A 15883-nucleotide genomic window follows, 5' to 3' on the forward strand; every position below is an offset into this window, starting at 1 on the left:
CCTTGCAGACGACGAGGGATGCGCGTGACGCTCACCCCCGTCTATTCAGTTGAGGGAATCGAACAGACTGGTCACATCAGCGGCCGGATCGGTGAGGTTCAGGCGCAGCACAGGTCGACCGTGGTCGGCGAGAACGCTTGCGTCGCCCGCGGCCTGGGCCTGGATGAGCTGGCCGAAGGTGAACGGCCGGCCGGGCACCTCGAGGTCGGTGCCTGCGTTCTCGGTGATCTGCAGGAAGACACCGACCGCGGGGCCGCCTTTGTGGAACTGGCCGGTCGAGTGCAGAAACCGCGGACCCCAGCCGAAGGTCACCGGTCGGGTGATCTTCGACGCGATGCGGTCGCGCAGCTCGACCAGCTGCGGCAGGGCGAGGCGGTCGACGTAGGCCTGGATCGAGACGTAGCCGTCTGACGGGGTCTCGGCCAGCAGCCTGTCGATCGCGGCGGCGACGGTCTCTTCACCGTTCACCGAACCGCCGACGACCGATGCCGTTCCGCGCACCTCGATGCCGCCCGCGACGAACGCGGGTGCCTCGGGTTCGGGGCGGGCGTCGAGCAGGCCGCGCGTCGCGACCTTCGCCGACTCCACGTCGGGCTGGTCGAACGGGTTGATGCCCAGCAGGCGACCCGCGACGACCACCGCGTACTCCCAGGTCAGGATGAGGCCGCCGAGCGAACCGCTCATCAGGATCTCGCCGTCGTGGCGGTTCTGCGGCAGCAGGTGGAACTGGTCGGCCTCTCGCACGAGCCGAACCACCTGCAGGTCGGGCAGGTTCTCAGCCAGTTCGGGGGAGTGGGTGTCGAGCACGACGGGCAGCAGCCCGCGACCGATCTTGCCGGTCGATTCTGCGATGAGTTGCTCGGCCCAGTCGGCGAACCCTGCGATGTGCGTGCCGTCGGAGACGATGCCGAGCTTGTTCTTCAGCGGCGTGGTGCCGGCGATGGCCGCCCCGAGGATGAGCGCCGGGTTGTCGTCGTCGTCGGTGGCCAGGTAGAGCTCGATGGCCTCGGCCTCGTCGAGCAGCTCGCCGATGTCGGCACCGGCGAGACCCGACGGCACGAGACCGAACGCGGTGAGCGCCGAGTACCGGCCGCCCACGTTCGGGTCGGCGGTGAACACGCGGTAGCCCGCTTCGGTGGCCGATGCCTCGAGCGGCGAGCCGGGGTCGGTGACTACGACGATGCGCTCTCTCGGGTCGACCCCGACGTCGCGGAAGGCCTTCTCATAGGTTCGACGCTGGCTGTCGGTCTCGACGGTCGAACCCGACTTCGACGAGACGACGAGAGCCGTCGTTGCGAGGCGGTCGGCCAGTGCCGCCTCGACCTGCCCGGGGGCGGTGGAGTCGAGCACGGTGAGTTCGACGCCGGCGGTGCGCGTGATCACCTCGGGAGCGAGCGACGAGCCGCCCATACCTGCGAGCACGAAGTGGTCGACACCCGCGGCCAGCAACGACTCGCGCAGCGCGGCGATCTCGGCCACCAGGGGCCGGGAGACCGACACGGCCTCGGTGAAGCCGAGGCGCTTCGACGCCTCGGCTTCAGCATCGGCACCCCAGAGGGCTGGATCCTGACCTGTGATGCTCGAGGCGACCAGGTCGGTGACGAGGGTGGGAACGGCGGCCTCGACGGCCGCCTTCACCACCCCCGAAACGTGGATCTTGACGCTCATGCGCCTTCGCCGGCGTTGGCCGCATCGAGAGCGGTCTGAACCGTCTCGAGCAGCTCTTTCCACGACACGATGAACTTGTCGACGCCCTCTTTTTCGAGCAGCTCGGTGACCTCGGCGTACGAGATGCCCTGCGCGGCGACCGCGTCGAGAATCTTGTTCGCACCGGCGTAGCTGCCGTCGATGGTGTTGCCGGTGATGACGCCGTGGTCGAAGGTCGCGTCGAGCGTCTTCTCGGGCATCGTGTTCACGACCTCGGGGGCGGCCAGCTCGGTCACGTACATCGTGTCGGGCAGCGACGGGTCTTTGACACCGGTCGAGGCCCACAGCGGACGCTGCTTGTTGGCGCCCGCGGCGAGCAGCACCTTGGCGCGCTCGGTGGTGAAGGCGTGCTCGAAGACCTCGTAGGCGAGCTGGGCGTTGGCCACGCCGGCCTTGCCCTTGAGGGCCTTCGCCTCGTCGGTGCCGACGGCGTCGAGGCGCTTGTCGATCTCGGTGTCGACCCGCGACACGAAGAACGACGCGACCGAGTGGATCTTCGACAGGTCGATGCCCGCCTCCTGGGCCTTCTCGAGGCCGGCCAGGTAGGCGTTGATGACGTCGCGGTAGCGCTCGAGGCTGAAGATCAGCGTCACGTTCACGCTGATGCCCGCGGCGATGGTCTCGGTGATGGCCCGCAGGCCCTCGATCGTCGCCGGGATCTTGATGAGCACGTTCTCTTTGTCGACCTTGTCGAACAGCTCTTTGGCCTGCTTGATGGTGGCGTCGGCGTCGTTCGCGAAGCCGGGCTCGACCTCGATCGACACGCGGCCGTCGAAGCCGGCGGTCGAGTCGTAGATGGGCTTGAAGATGTCGCAGCCGTGCGCGACGTCGCTCGTGGTGATCTCGAACACGGCGTCGGTGACGTTGGCACCGGCGGCCGCGAGCTCGCGCACCTGCTGGTCGTAGGCCTCGCCGTTGGCGAGGGCCGAGGCGAAGATCGACGGGTTGGTGGTGACCCCGACGACGTTCTTCTCGGCGATCAGCTTCTGCAGGTTGTCGGTGCGCAGGCGCTCGCGCGAGAGGTCGTCGAGCCAGATGCTCACGCCGACGGCGGAGAGCTGGGCGGTGGGGGTTTCGAGCTGGGTGTCAGTCATGATGTTGTCTCCTTGTGAAAATCGTGGGTCAGACGGCGGCGAGTGAGGCGAGCGAGGTCTTCGCGGCCTCGATCGCGCTGCCGGTGGTCATTCCGAACTCGCGGAACAGCGTCTTGTAGTCGGCGGATGCCCCGAAGTGCTCGATCGAGACGCTCTTGCCGTGGTCGCCGACGTAGCCGCGCCAGGTGAGCGCCAGGCCGGCCTCGATCGACACGCGAGCCTTCACGGCGGGCGGAAGAACGTGCTCGCGGTACTCCGCGGTCTGCTCTTCGAACCACTCGAGGCACGGCGCCGACACGACGCGGGCGTTGATGCCGTCGGCCTTCAGCAGTTCGCGCGCCTCGACGGCGATCTGAACCTCTGAACCGGTGGCGATGAAGATCACGTCGGGCGTGCCGCCCGGCGCCTCGGCCAGGATGTAGGCACCCTTGGCGACGTTCTTCGCCGAAGCGAAGGTCTCGCCCGAGGCGTCGCCGTCACCGCGCTCGAAGGTGGGGATGTTCTGGCGGGTCAGCGCGATCGCGGCTGGCCCGACGCGACGCGACAGAATCGTGTGCCAGGCCCAGGCGGTCTCGTTCGGATCGCCGGGGCGAACCACGTCGAGGCCCGGAATGGCGCGCAGTGTCGAAAGCTGCTCGATCGGCTGATGGGTCGGGCCGTCTTCGCCGAGCGCGACCGAGTCGTGCGTGTAGACGAAGATCGACGGCGACTGCATCAGCGCGGCGAGACGGATGGCCGGGCGCATGTAGTCCGAGAAGATGAGGAAGGTGCCGCCGAACGGTCGCGTGTTGCCGTGCAGCACGATGCCGTTGATGATGGCGCCCATGGCGTGCTCGCGGATACCGAAGTGCAGCACGCGGCCGTACGGGTTGCCCGACCACTCGTGCGTGGAGCGTTCGGCGGGAACGAACGACGCCCCCGACTCGATGGTCGTGAGGTTCGACTCGGCGAGGTCGGCAGACCCGCCCCAGAACTCGGGCATGACACCGGCGATCGCGTTGATGACCTTGCCGGAGGCGGCACGGGTCGACACCTCTTTGCCTGCCTCGAACGAGGGCAGCACGTCTTCGACGCCCTCGGGCAGTTCGCCCTTCAGCACGCGGTCGAGCAGCGCCTTGCGCTCGGGGTTGGCCTCGGCCCAGGCGTTGAACGCGACGTTCCACTCTTCGTGGGCGGCCTTGCCGCGGGTGATGGCCTCGCGGGTGTGGCTGATGACCTCGTCGGAGACGGCGAAGGTCTCGTCGGGGTTGAAGCCGAGAACCTCCTTCAGGCCTTTCAGCTCGTCGGCGCCGAGCGCCGAGCCGTGGATCTTGCCCGAGTTCTGCTTCTTCGGCGACGGCCAGCCGATGATCGTCTTCAGAATGATGAGCGACGGCTTCGCAGTCTCTGCCTTGGCGGCCTCGATCGCGTCGGCCAGGGCCTGCACGTCTTCGACGTACTCGCCCGTCTTCTTCCAGTCGACGACCTGCACGTGCCAGTGCAGTGCCTCATAGCGCGCCTTGACGTCTTCGGTGAACGCGATGTTCGTGTCGTCTTCGATCGAGATCTGGTTGCTGTCGTAGAACGCGATCAGGTTGCCGAGCTCCTGGTGGCCGGCCAGCGACGACGCCTCGTTGGTGATGCCCTCCTCCATGTCGCCATCGCCGGCGATGGTGTAGATGAAGTGGTCGAACGGGCTGGTGCCGGGTGCGGCATCCGGGTCGAAGAGGCCGCGCTCGAAGCGCGAGGCGTAGGCGAAGCCCACGGCAGAGGCGAGGCCCTGGCCGAGCGGGCCGGTGGTGATCTCGACGCCGTCGGTGTGACCGTATTCGGGGTGGCCCGGGGTGAGCGAACCCCACGTGCGCAGCTTCTTCAGGTCGTCGAGCTCGAGGCCGTAGCCACCCAGGTAGAGCTGGATGTAGAGCGTCAGCGAGCTGTGGCCCACGGAGAGGATGAACCGGTCGCGACCGATCCACTCGTTGTCTGACGGGTCACGCCGCATCTCTTTCTGGAAGAGGAGGTAGGCGAGCGGTGCGAGCGAAATGGCGGTTCCGGGATGACCGTTGCCGACCTTCTCCACGGCGTCTGCCGCGAGAACCTTCACTGTGCTTACGGCCTGGTCGTCAATAGATTCCCACTGCAATGATGCCACGAGGTGTAGAGCCCTTCTTAGGTTGCGGACGAGGGGGGAGCCTCGGTGCACCGTCGAGCCGAAGGTGAATTCCCACCCTTCATCCAGTATAGAGAGGGGCGGGGTGCCAGCGCCTGCTCGTGAGCGACTTCTACGCGCCGTAAAGTAGAGTGGAGCAGGTATGTCAGGAGCAGTTAGAGGAGCAATGGACGTTGCGGTAGAAGGCCGGGTCGGGCATCCGCGCATCGGCGTGGGCCAGAAGGCCAAAGCGTACGTCGCACTCACGAAACCCCGCGTGATGGAGCTGCTGCTCGTCACCACGGTTCCCGTGATGATCCTTGCGCAGGGCGGCATTCCCAACCTGTGGTTGGTCTTCGCCACGCTCGTCGGCGGCGCGCTGAGCGCAGGCGGCGCGGGCGCGTTCAACTGCTACATCGACCGCGACATCGACCGCGTGATGAACCGCACGAAGTCGCGGCCCCTCGTCACCGGCGAGCTGAGCGACCGCGAGGCGCTCGTGTTCGCGTGGGTTCTGGCCGTCGTCTCGACCCTCTGGTTCGGATTCTTCGTGAACTGGTTCGCCGCGGGGCTGTCGGTGATCGCGATTGTGCTGTATGCGGTCGTCTACACGATCATCCTGAAGCGCCACACCTCGCAGAACATCATCTGGGGTGGCACCGCCGGCTGCATGCCGGTGCTCATCGGCTGGGCCGCGGTGACGAACTCGCTCGACTGGCCCGCGTGGATTCTGTTCGGCGTCATCTTCCTCTGGACCCCGCCTCACTACTGGCCTCTCTCGATGCGCTACAGCGACGACTACAAGTCGGTCGGCGTTCCGATGCTCGGCGTCACCCGGGGCCGCGCGGTCGTCGGCCTGCAGACCATCCTGTACGCGTGGGCGACGGTGGCCTGCTCACTGCTGCTCATCCCGGTGGCCTCGATGGGCATCGTCTACACGGTCGCCGCCATCGCCTCGGGCGGCTGGTTCATCTACGAGACGCACCGCCTCTACAACTCGGCCATCAGGCACGGGGATGTTCGGCCGATGCGCGTCTTCCACGCCTCGATCACGTACCTGACCATCCTGTTCCTGGCCATCGCGATCGACCCGCTGCTCCCGTTCTGAGGATCCGCCGCATGCAGACCCCACTCTCCTGGGCCGCAGACCGCTGGACCATCAGTGCCCGAGCGCTGCGTTGGGCGACCACCGCCGCTCTCGTCGTCAGCATCTTCATCGTGCTGAGCGGCGGCATCGTGCGGGTCACCGGTTCGGGTCTCGGCTGCCCGACCTGGCCCGCCTGTGAGACGGGGTCGCTGACGACGACGCCCGAGCTGGGCATCCACGGCCTGATCGAGTTCACGAACCGGGCACTGACGGGTGTGCTCATCGCCGCGGTCGGCTGGGTCATCATCGCCGCCCGGCTGCAGAAGCCCCGGGTGCGCGCCATGACCCGGCTCACCTGGTCGCAGTTCTGGCTGGTCGTCGCGAACGCGGTCGCCGGTGGCATCACCGTGCTGGCGCAGCTGAACCCCTACATCGTGGCCTTCCACTTCGTGATGGCCATCGCCCTGCTCACGACCACCACGCTGACCTGGCACCGCGCGCACCGCGGCCAGTCGGCGGCGGTGCGGCTGCCGGCGCCGGCCCGGGTGCTGAGCGTGGTGCTCGTCGCGGTGACGATCGTGCTCATCCTCGTCGGCACGCTGGTGTCGGGCACCGGGCCCCACTCGGGCGACTCGGCCGACGTGCCCCGTATGCAGTTCGACTGGGGCGACGTGACCGTGCTGCACGGCATCCTGGGCTCGCTGACGCTGGTGCTCGGCATCGTGCTGTTCGCGGTTCTCGCCCGGGTGGCCGGTGCCCAGCTGGCCCGTCGCCGCACGCTGACCTTCATCGTGGTCGTTCTGGCCCAGGCGGCGCTCGGCCTGATCCAGGCGCTGACCGGGCTGCCCGAGGCACTCGTGGCGCTGCACCTGCTGGGGGCCGCGCTGGTCTGGGTGGGCGCCCTGCGCGTTCTGCTCGACGTGAACCCGACCCTCTTCTCGGTCGACCAAACCGTTACCTCTGAGGTTGCGGGGTATCGACCTGAGACAATCTCCGCCCCGGTAGAATAAAAAGGTTGCCAGCGCCGTTGGAGCTAGCAATAGGAAGGGAGAAAGTCATGACAGACGTACTCATCGACCGGCCAGAACTTCAGAACCTGGGGGTGTACGAGTTCGGGTGGTCCGACTCCGACGCCGCCGGCGCGACCGCCAAGCGCGGCATCTCGCCTGAGGTCGTGAAGGGCATCTCGACGCTGAAGAGCGAACCCGAGTGGATGCTCAAGGCCCGCCTCAAGGCACTGCAGATCTTCGAGCGCAAACCGATGCCGACGTGGGGAGCAGACCTTTCCGGCATCGACTTCGACAACATCAAGTACTTCGTGCGGTCGACCGAGAAGCAGGCGCAGACGTGGGAAGACCTTCCTGACGACATCAAGAACACCTACGAGAAGCTCGGCATCCCCGAGGCAGAGCGCCAGCGCCTCGTCTCCGGCGTGGCCGCGCAGTACGAGTCGGAGGTCGTGTACCACACGATCCGCGAAGACCTCGAGGCCCAGGGCGTCATCTTCATGGACACCGACACCGCGCTGCGTGAGCACCCCGAGTTCTTCGACGAGTACTTCGGAACGGTCATCCCGGCCGGTGACAACAAGTTCGCCGCGCTGAACACCGCCGTGTGGTCGGGCGGGTCGTTCGTGTATGTGCCGAAGGGTGTGCACGTCGAAATTCCGCTGCAGGCCTACTTCCGCATCAACACCGAGAACATGGGCCAGTTCGAGCGCACGCTGATCATCGCCGACGAGGGCTCGTACGTGCACTACATCGAGGGTTGCACGGCCCCGATCTACAAGAGCGACTCGCTGCACTCCGCCGTGGTCGAGATCATCGTGAAGAAGAACGCCCGCGTTCGCTACACGACGATTCAGAACTGGTCGAACAACGTCTACAACCTGGTCACCAAGCGTGCGATTGCGCACGAGGGGGCGACCATGGAGTGGATCGACGGCAACATCGGCTCGAAGGTCACCATGAAGTACCCGTCGATCTACCTGGTCGGCGAGCGGGCCAAGGGCGAGACGCTCTCCGTCGCCTTCGCAGGCCCCGGCCAGCATCAGGATGCCGGCGCCAAGATGATCCACATGGCGCCGTACACCCAGTCGTCGATCGTCTCGAAGTCGATCGCTCGCGGCGGCGGCCGTGCGGGCTACCGCGGCGAGGTTCGGGTCGCCGAGAACGCGCACCACTCGGCGAACACCGTGCGCTGCGACGCGCTGCTGGTCGACACGCAGTCGCGCAGCGACACGTACCCCGCCATCGACATCCGCGTGGATGACGTGCAGCTGGGCCACGAGGCCACCGTCTCCCGGGTCAGCGAAGAGCAGCTCTTCTACCTGATGAGCCGTGGGCTGCCCGAAGACGAGGCCATGGCCATGATCGTGCGCGGCTTCATCGAGCCGATCGCCCGCGAGCTCCCGATGGAGTACGCCCTCGAACTCAACAAGCTCATCGAGATGGGCATGGAAGGGTCAGTAGGTTAATGACCTCAGCAGCACCAGGTAATACGACTGTGCCCGAAAACACGGTCTCCGAAGCGGCCGCAGCGGCATTCGCCGTGCCGGCCGCCGGGGGTCACCGCGGCGAGCCGGTGGGGTCGAAGAGCCACACCGACGGCGCCTGGCACGAGATTCCCGTTCAGACGCGGTCTGAGCGCTACACCTCGGCCGACGTGAGCGACTTCGACGAGCCCACCGGGCACGAGGTCGACTGGAAGCTCACGCCGATCAAGCTCGTCGCAGATCTCATCAACGGCCCCCTCGACGGGTCGCCGGTCGAGGTCACCGCCGACGCGGTCGACGGTTTCGGCCTCACCTGGGTCGACCGCACCGACGAGCGCATCGGCAGCGCCGGCCTGCCCGAAGACCGGGCCAGCGCCAACGCCTGGTCGGCCTTCGACAAGGCCCTCGCCATCGACGTCACGGGCGAGACCCCCTCGGCGGAGTTCGTCGTCGCCCGCAGCGGCCTCGGCACGGGGGCCCGAGCCGCCCACACCGTGATCACCGCCTCGCCGAACAGCCGCGGCCTCGTGATCATCGAGAACACGGGGGATGCCCGGCTCACCGAGAACGTCGAGATCGTCGTTCGCGAGGGGGCCCAGCTCACCGTCGTCACGGTGCAGCAGTGGAACGACTCCGCCGCGCACCTGGCCAGCCACTTCGCCCAGGTGGGCCGCGACGCCAGCCTGACCCACATCGTGGTGTCGCTCGGCGGATCGGTCGTGCGGGTGAACCCGAGCATCCACCTGTCTGACACCGGCTCGAACACGGAGGCCTACGGGCTGTACTTCGCGGATGCCGGGCAGCACCTCGAGCAGCGGGTCTACATCGACCACGAGGCCGAGAACTCGCGTTCGCGCGTCAAGTACAAGGGCGCACTGCAGGGCGAGGGCGCTCACTCGGTCTGGGTGGGCGACGTGCTCATCCGGCAGACCGCCAACGGCACCGACAGCTACGAGGAGAACCGCAACCTGGTTCTCTCTGAGGGCACGAGGGCCGACTCGATTCCGAACCTCGAGATCGAGACCGGCAACATCCTCGGGGCCGGGCACGCCAGCTCGACCGGGCGCTTCGACGACGAGCAGCTGTTCTACCTGCAGTCGCGCGGCATCAGCGAGGAGGAGGCGCGCCGCCTGGTGGTGCGCGGATTCCTGGCCGAGATCATCCAGAAGATCGGTTCGCCCGCCGTCGAGGAGCGTCTGACGCTCGCCGTCGAGGCCGAGCTGGTCGATGCCGCAGGCGGTGCCACGGCGTTCGCTGCGCCCGACGAGGCCATCGGCGGAACCCTCTGATGGCCGCCGTTCGCATCTGCTCGCTCGACGAACTGGGCGAGAACGAGGCCCTGCGCGTCGAGATCGACGGCGTGGCCATCGCGCTCGTCAAAGACTCGAGCGGCGAATGCTTCGCCATCGGCGACACCTGCACGCACGGCGACATCTCGCTGGCCGAGGGCTTCGTCGAGGGAGCTCCCTCAGCCGAAGCGTCGGCTGAGGGGCCGACGCTCGAGTGCTGGGCCCACGGCTCCAAGTTCTCGCTGCTCACCGGCAAGCCCCTGACCCTCCCGGCCTACGAGCCGGTTCCCGTCTACGAGCTCAGCATCGTCGACGGCGACATCTACATCGACCCGACCCTGACAAAAGAAATCGCCTAACCCATGTCAACTCTTGAAATCATCGACCTGCACGTCAGTGTCGACACCGAACAGGGCGCCAAGCAGATCCTGCGTGGCGTGAACCTCACGATCAGGCAGGGCGAGACCCACGCGATCATGGGGCCGAACGGCTCGGGCAAGTCGACCCTCGCCTATGCGATCGCCGGGCATCCGAAGTACCACGTCACCAGCGGGTCGATTCTGCTCGACGGCGAAGAGATGACCGAGCTGACGGTGGATGCCCGCGCCCGCGCCGGGCTCTTTCTGGCCATGCAGTACCCGGTCGAGATTCCCGGTGTGACGGTCACGAACTTCCTGCGCACCGCCAAGACCGCCATCGACGGCTCGGCCCCGCCCATCCGCACCTGGATCAAAGACGTCAAGACGTCGATGACCGCGCTGCGCATGGACAGCGCGTTCGCCGAACGCAACGTCAACGAGGGTTTCTCGGGCGGCGAGAAGAAGCGCAACGAGATCCTCCAACTCGAACTGCTCAAGCCGAAGTTCGCCGTGCTCGACGAGACCGACTCGGGCCTCGACGTCGACGCGCTGAAGATCGTGTCAGAGGGCGTCAACCGTGCCAAGACCAACACCGACCTCGGCGTGCTGCTGATCACGCACTACAACCGCATCCTGCGCTACATCACGCCCGACTTCGTACACGTGTTCGTCGCCGGCCAGGTCGTCGAGTCGGGCGGGCCCGAGCTCGCCGTGCAGCTTGAGAACGAAGGCTACGACGTGTATGTCGCGGCCAGCGCCGCCGCCGCCGAGGCGATCGCGTCAGCCGCGGCCGCCGACGAGGCATCCGCGGCCGCCGCTTCGTCGCCGGCCGTCAACGCCTAGAGCGACGTAGGATTAAGCACATGGTCACAACACTCGAACCCGCGAAGTTCGACCAGGTCGAAGAGGCGCTCAAAGACGTCATGGACCCGGAGCTCGGCGTCAACATCGTCGACCTCGGTCTCATCTACGACCTCGGCTGGGATGACGAGAACAACGCCCTCATCATCAACATGACCCTGACGAGCGCCGGATGTCCGCTCACCGACGTGCTCGAAGAGCAGACCGCCGAGGCGCTCGACGGCGTCGTGGAGGCCTTCCGCATCAACTGGGTGTGGATGCCGCCGTGGGGCCCCGACAAGATCACCGACGACGGTCGCGACATGATGCGGGCGCTCGGCTTCTCGATCTGAACCGTGCCCCCGACACTCGACGCCGCAATCTCGTCGACCGCCGAGCGGGTGCGCCTGACGATCTACGGCTCGTTCGCTGCCTCAGGACACTGCGCGTCGCGAGCCGACATCGCCGCAGAACTGCAACTCGATGCTGCGGAGGTCGGCAGCGCGATCGACGAACTCCAGACGCGGCACCACGTCGTGCTCGGGGAATCGGGCGACATCGTCATGGCGCATCCGTTCAGTTCAGTCAATCTGGGGTTCTCTGTCATGGGGCACGACACCCTCTGGTGGGGCGGATGCGCGTGGGACTCTTTCGCGATACCGCACCTCGTTCCCACAGAACCGTCGGTGCTCGTTGCGACCACCTGCCCCGCGTGCGGCACCGCCCACGCCTGGACCGTCGATCGCGACGCACCACCCGAGGGCGACCAGGTCGCGCACTTCCTCGTGCCCGCCGCGCGCATCTGGCACGACGTCGTGCACACATGCAGCAATCAGCGCATCTTCTGCTCGGAGGCCTGCGTCGATGACTGGCTGTACCGCTCCGGCAACAGCCGAGGGTCGAGCTTCGATCTCGCCACGCTCTGGCGACTGGCGGAGCACTGGTACGAGGGCAGGCTCGACACCCCGTACGAACGACGCGACCCCGTGGCGGCGGCCGCGTACTTCGCCTCGGTCGGGCTGCACGGACCGTTCTGGGGCACCCCCGAGATCGCCGGTGCGCCCGCGAGGGAATAACCCCCAGGGCCGACGATTTATACTGGGGTATCCCCACCCACCCCTGTCGCGGCGACGCGAGATCAGAATTGGACTATACCCGTGCTCAGTGTGCATGACCTTGAGCTGCGAGTTGGCGCCCGGATTCTGATGTCAGACGTGAACTTCCGCGTCTCCGCGGGTGACAAGATCGGCCTCGTCGGCCGCAACGGGGCGGGCAAGACCACGCTCACGAAGACGCTGGCGGGTGAGCTGAAGCCCGACGGCGGCAAGATCGACATCTCGGGCCAGATCGGCTATCTGCCGCAAGACCCGCGCTCGGGCAACCCCGAAGACCTGGCTCGCACGCGCATCCTGGATGCCCGTGACCTCGGCCAGATCGTGCTGCAGATGCAGCAGGCGCAACTCGACATGGCGTCGAGCGACCCGGCGGTCGTCGAGAAGGCCATGAAGAAGTACGGCAACCTCGACGACCGGTTCAACGCGCTGGGCGGCTACTCGGCCGAGGCCGAGGCGGCGTCGATCGCCTCGAACCTGAGCCTGCCCGACCACATCCTCGACCAGCCGCTCTCGACCCTCTCGGGCGGTCAGCGCCGCCGCATCGAGCTGGCCCGCATCCTCTTCTCGGGCGCCGACACGATGCTGCTCGACGAGCCCACGAACCACCTCGACGCCGACTCGGTGGTCTGGCTGCGCGAGTTCTTGAAGAACTTCCAGGGCGGCCTGATCGTGATCAGCCACGACGTGGCACTCGTCGAAGAGACGGTCAACCGCGTGTTCTACCTCGACGCGAACCGCACGGTCATCGACATCTACAACATGGGCTGGAAGAACTACCTACGCCAGCGCGCCTCCGACGAAGAGCGTCGCAAGAAGGAGCGCGCCAACGTCGAGAAGAAGGCCGGCGTGCTGCAGATGCAGGCCGCCCGTTTCGGCGCGAAGGCCTCGAAGGCCGCGGCCGCCCACCAGATGGTTCGCCGTGCCGAGAAGATGCTCTCAGGGCTCGACGAGACCCGCGTGGTCGACCGCGTGGCAAAGCTGCGGTTTCCCGAGCCCGTGGCCTGCGGGCGCACCCCGCTCATGGCCAGCGACCTCTCGAAGAGCTACGGCTCGCTCGAGATCTTCACCGCCGTCGACCTCGCCATCGACCGCGGCTCGAAGGTGGTCGTGCTCGGCTTCAACGGCGCCGGCAAGACCACTCTGCTGCGCATCCTGGCCGGCATCGACAAGCCCGACACAGGCCAGATCGAGCCGGGCCACGGCCTGCGCATCGGCTACTACGCGCAGGAGCACGAGACCATCGACGTGAAGCGCACCGTGCTGTCGAACATGGTCTCGTCGTCGCCGAACCTCACCGAGACCGAGGCGCGGCGCGTGCTCGGCTCGTTCCTGTTCACCGGAGACGACGGCCACAAGCTCGCCGGCGTACTCTCGGGTGGCGAGAAGACGCGTCTCGCCCTCGCGATGATCGTCGTCTCGGGTGCCAACGTGCTGCTGCTCGACGAGCCCACGAACAACCTCGACCCGGCCTCCCGCGAAGAGATTCTGGATGCCCTGGCCAACTACGAGGGCGCCGTGGTCTTGGTCTCCCACGACGAGGGCGCCGTCATGGCGCTGAACCCCGAGCGCGTGCTCATCCTGCCCGACGGCACCGAGGACCACTGGAACAAGGAGTACCAAGACCTGATCGAGCTCGCCTGACTCGGCCTCGTCGCTCGACGAGGCCGCATCCGCGCCCGTTCGGCATAACCGCGCCCCCTCGAACCCGCGCGTTCATGCCGAACGGGCGCGCTCTCATTGCAACGAGCCATGCGTAACGCCGTCAGACGTCGTCCACGAGAACGCGGGCGGCCCTGCCGGGAGTTGTGCGGTCGCGACGGATCCGTGCGTGGGCTGCGGCGTCTGGCTGCCAGGTGTGGGCAGTTCGCTCTCGGGCCACCACGCCATCCATTGCCCGTTCTGTACAGTAGCCGGAACATCGACACCCGCCGCAAGGTGAACGGTCACGGACATAACACCGTCGCCGACGCTACCTTGAACCTCCTCGACGCGAGATCCGGCGATCCCGTCGAACCCGTTCAGCTGTTCAAGCACCGCGGTGCCGGATGCCGTCGCGATGCCTGCGTCGAGAGCACCCAGCTCCCGGGCCCACTGAATCTGACCGGCCTTGAGCACGCAATATGCCCGGTCACCGGAATGGTCGATCACGAGCGACTCATAATCTCCGCGAGTGTCTGCGACCAGGACAGTCGAGCTGCCTGCCGCCCACGAGTCCGCGGCCTTTGCACACGAATCGACGTCGGCAGCAGACGCAGGGATCGGCGTCGCCGCTGCACTCCAGCCTGCAAGCGCACCAAGAACAAACAGCGGTGGCGATGTGTCCGGGTCGGCATGCCCTTCCTCCGCGTCACTGATTCCCGTCGACACATGCGACCGCCCATCAGCGGTGGCGAAGTCGATCGTGAGGTCTTTGGCAGCATCCATCGCCGAGGGGCCCGATCCGAGAGAGCCGCTTGCGACGGGCCACCAAGCCGCCCAGACGCCATCGCCCAATGTGGCCGATATCGACTGACCCGTCTCAGGATTCGTCACGGCCAACGTCGTGACGTCGGCGCCTGCACGCCCGGAGATGGCGAGCATCCAGTCAGACACCTGAACCACGTCGTAGGCTGCGTCTTCTGCGGCCACAGGAGGCGCCACCACGGCACTGAAGTCGACCGAGTTCTCGACGATGCCTCCGGCGAGAACGCAGTAACCGGTAGCACCGCTCTGCTCTACCATCAGCGAAGTGAAGTCGCCTCGCTGGTCACTCGTGAGCACCGTCGGCGCGTCATCCTGGAGACCGAAGCCAAGCGCCGTCGCGCATGAACGAATGTCGTCGGAGCTCACGTCGGCTCGCGACGGCGTCGCACTCCAGCTCGAGAGTGAGCCGTGCGCAGGCAGAGCGTACGACCTGACCGGGGCCGAAGATACGCCCAGTGAGGCGCTGGCGACGACAGCAATCGCGACAGCGGCAACGCTGAATCCCGTGATCGCCGTAGCGGTCGCACGGCGACGCGATGGCCGGGGGATGGAGACCAGAGGATGCTCGTCCGAGCACACGCGCACCAGCAGCGCGTCACGACGGGTCATCTGCGGGGCAGTGAGGGGGACCGGCGGAGCCGGGTCGAGCGGGCGCAGGTCGTCGAAGGTCGGGGGAGTTCTGGTGGGCGTCATGAGATGGTTCCTAGCGTGAGAGGTGAAGCGGGTACAGGTTCTGGCGTCTCGCGAATGAGTGCTGCGAGGCGACGGCGGGCGCGAGTGAGGCGCATCGAGTAGGTGGCTCGCGAGCATCCGATCGCCGACGCAGCGGAACGGGCGTCGAGGTCTTCCCAGACGTGGAGGGCAAGCACCTCCTGATCGGCCGCGCTGAGCGTCTGGAAGGCGGCACGCAGATCGAGTTGGCGCTCAAGGGCGGCTACATCGTTGGCGTCTGCTTCTGGCACATGAGCTGCGATGCGCATCGTGAGCGCCTGACGACGCCCAGAGCCGCGCGCCGAGTTCAGCATCACATTGCGCGCGGTGCGGTAGAGCCACGGCAAGGCAGGCGAGGGCAGCGAATTGCGCCGCTGCCATGCCGCGATGAACGTCTCGCTGACGATGTCGTCGACGTTGAGCGGATGGGCGCGACGCGTGACAAACCGCAACACCTCGGCGTAATGGTCGGCGTAGATCTGAGCGAAGCGTGCGTCAGGTGGTGGTGACATCGATCCTCGTTTCTCGAGACCGATGAATGGCCTCATCTGAGAAATGTCCGGAAAGACATCCTTTGCAACACCTCAGCCTCACAT

14 protein-coding genes are annotated in these 15883 nt (G+C 66.7%); 9 read left to right on the top strand and 5 right to left on the bottom strand.

Going from position 1 to position 15883, the window contains the following annotated elements; genetic code table 11:
* Positions 1 to 45 precede the first annotated feature (45 nt).
* The 3 genes from V3W46_RS18605 to tkt are packed head-to-tail and all read right to left on the bottom strand — an operon-like array spanning position 46 to position 4932.
* Positions 46 to 1668 carry a glucose-6-phosphate isomerase gene (locus V3W46_RS18605; protein WP_331784633.1) on the bottom strand — a complete coding sequence of 541 codons (1623 nt, stop codon included), beginning with the start codon at positions 1666 to 1668 and terminating at the stop codon, positions 46 to 48.
* The gene (gene tal / locus V3W46_RS18610; RefSeq protein ID WP_331784634.1) at positions 1665 to 2801 is read right to left on the bottom strand and encodes a transaldolase; all 1137 of its coding nucleotides are present in this window, start codon (positions 2799 to 2801) and stop codon (positions 1665 to 1667) included. Before tal ends, V3W46_RS18605 begins: the two co-directional genes overlap by 4 nt.
* A 28-nt stretch (positions 2802 to 2829) precedes the next feature.
* Positions 2830 to 4932 (bottom strand): transketolase, encoded by a 2103-nt coding sequence (gene tkt, locus V3W46_RS18615; RefSeq protein WP_331784635.1) that lies wholly within the window; start codon positions 4930 to 4932, stop codon positions 2830 to 2832.
* Between the two features lie 184 nt (positions 4933 to 5116).
* Between tkt and V3W46_RS18620 the strand changes: the two genes are divergently transcribed.
* The 9 genes from V3W46_RS18620 (at position 5117) to V3W46_RS18660 (ending at position 13754) form a co-directional block, all read left to right on the top strand.
* Complete coding sequence (locus V3W46_RS18620) at positions 5117 to 6037, top strand: heme o synthase (RefSeq protein ID WP_331784636.1); 921 nt, start codon at positions 5117 to 5119, stop codon at positions 6035 to 6037.
* Between the two features lie 11 nt (positions 6038 to 6048).
* Complete coding sequence (locus V3W46_RS18625; RefSeq protein WP_331784637.1) at positions 6049 to 7026, top strand: COX15/CtaA family protein; 978 nt, start codon at positions 6049 to 6051, stop codon at positions 7024 to 7026.
* A 47-nt stretch (positions 7027 to 7073) separates the two neighbouring features.
* Positions 7074 to 8492, top strand: a complete 1419-nt coding sequence (gene sufB, locus V3W46_RS18630; protein WP_331784638.1) for a Fe-S cluster assembly protein SufB — start codon at positions 7074 to 7076, stop codon at positions 8490 to 8492.
* Positions 8493 to 8521: 29 nt separating this feature from the next.
* The gene (sufD, locus tag V3W46_RS18635) at positions 8522 to 9799 is read left to right on the top strand and encodes a Fe-S cluster assembly protein SufD (RefSeq protein ID WP_443070011.1); all 1278 of its coding nucleotides are present in this window, start codon (positions 8522 to 8524) and stop codon (positions 9797 to 9799) included.
* Positions 9799 to 10158, top strand: coding sequence for a non-heme iron oxygenase ferredoxin subunit (locus V3W46_RS18640; protein ID WP_331784639.1), 360 nt, complete (start codon positions 9799 to 9801; stop codon positions 10156 to 10158). Before sufD ends, V3W46_RS18640 begins: the two co-directional genes overlap by 1 nt.
* A 3-nt stretch (positions 10159 to 10161) precedes the next feature.
* Complete coding sequence (gene sufC / locus V3W46_RS18645; RefSeq protein WP_331784640.1) at positions 10162 to 11001, top strand: Fe-S cluster assembly ATPase SufC; 840 nt, start codon at positions 10162 to 10164, stop codon at positions 10999 to 11001.
* 20 nt (positions 11002 to 11021) lie between these two features.
* On the top strand, positions 11022 to 11351 hold the full coding sequence (locus V3W46_RS18650; RefSeq protein ID WP_331784641.1) for a metal-sulfur cluster assembly factor: 330 nt from the start codon (positions 11022 to 11024) through the stop codon (positions 11349 to 11351).
* A 3-nt stretch (positions 11352 to 11354) separates the two neighbouring features.
* Complete coding sequence (gene merB / locus V3W46_RS18655) at positions 11355 to 12074, top strand: organomercurial lyase (RefSeq protein WP_331784642.1); 720 nt, start codon at positions 11355 to 11357, stop codon at positions 12072 to 12074.
* A gap of 81 nt (positions 12075 to 12155) precedes the next feature.
* Positions 12156 to 13754 (top strand): ABC-F family ATP-binding cassette domain-containing protein, encoded by a 1599-nt coding sequence (locus V3W46_RS18660; protein ID WP_331784643.1) that lies wholly within the window; start codon positions 12156 to 12158, stop codon positions 13752 to 13754.
* 93 nt (positions 13755 to 13847) lie between these two features.
* Here the strand turns inward: V3W46_RS18660 and V3W46_RS18665 are convergent, their stop codons facing one another.
* Both V3W46_RS18665 and V3W46_RS18670 read right to left on the bottom strand, forming a co-directional pair.
* Positions 13848 to 14942 carry a hypothetical protein gene (locus V3W46_RS18665; protein ID WP_331784644.1) on the bottom strand — a complete coding sequence of 365 codons (1095 nt, stop codon included), beginning with the start codon at positions 14940 to 14942 and terminating at the stop codon, positions 13848 to 13850.
* Between the two features lie 323 nt (positions 14943 to 15265).
* Entirely contained in the window at positions 15266 to 15799 is a 534-nt protein-coding gene (locus V3W46_RS18670; RefSeq protein WP_331784645.1) for an RNA polymerase sigma factor, read from the bottom strand.
* Positions 15800 to 15883: the final 84 nt, after the last annotated feature.

The sequence above is a fragment of the Subtercola sp. YIM 133946 genome (assembly GCF_036553535.1).
Classification (GTDB): Bacteria; Actinomycetota; Actinomycetes; order Actinomycetales; family Microbacteriaceae; genus Subtercola.

Coding starts and splice junctions, on each gene's coding strand:
- V3W46_RS18670 (WP_331784645.1), bottom strand. CDS start 15,799: ATGTCACCACCACCTGACGCACGCTTCGCTCAGATCTACGCCGACCAT.
- V3W46_RS18640 (WP_331784639.1), top strand. CDS start 9,799: ATGGCCGCCGTTCGCATCTGCTCGCTCGACGAACTGGGCGAGAACGAG.
- tal (WP_331784634.1), bottom strand. CDS start 2,801: ATGACTGACACCCAGCTCGAAACCCCCACCGCCCAGCTCTCCGCCGTC.
- sufB (WP_331784638.1), top strand. CDS start 7,074: ATGACAGACGTACTCATCGACCGGCCAGAACTTCAGAACCTGGGGGTG.
- sufC (WP_331784640.1), top strand. CDS start 10,162: ATGTCAACTCTTGAAATCATCGACCTGCACGTCAGTGTCGACACCGAA.
- V3W46_RS18620 (WP_331784636.1), top strand. CDS start 5,117: ATGGACGTTGCGGTAGAAGGCCGGGTCGGGCATCCGCGCATCGGCGTG.
- V3W46_RS18650 (WP_331784641.1), top strand. CDS start 11,022: ATGGTCACAACACTCGAACCCGCGAAGTTCGACCAGGTCGAAGAGGCG.
- V3W46_RS18625 (WP_331784637.1), top strand. CDS start 6,049: ATGCAGACCCCACTCTCCTGGGCCGCAGACCGCTGGACCATCAGTGCC.
- V3W46_RS18605 (WP_331784633.1), bottom strand. CDS start 1,668: ATGAGCGTCAAGATCCACGTTTCGGGGGTGGTGAAGGCGGCCGTCGAG.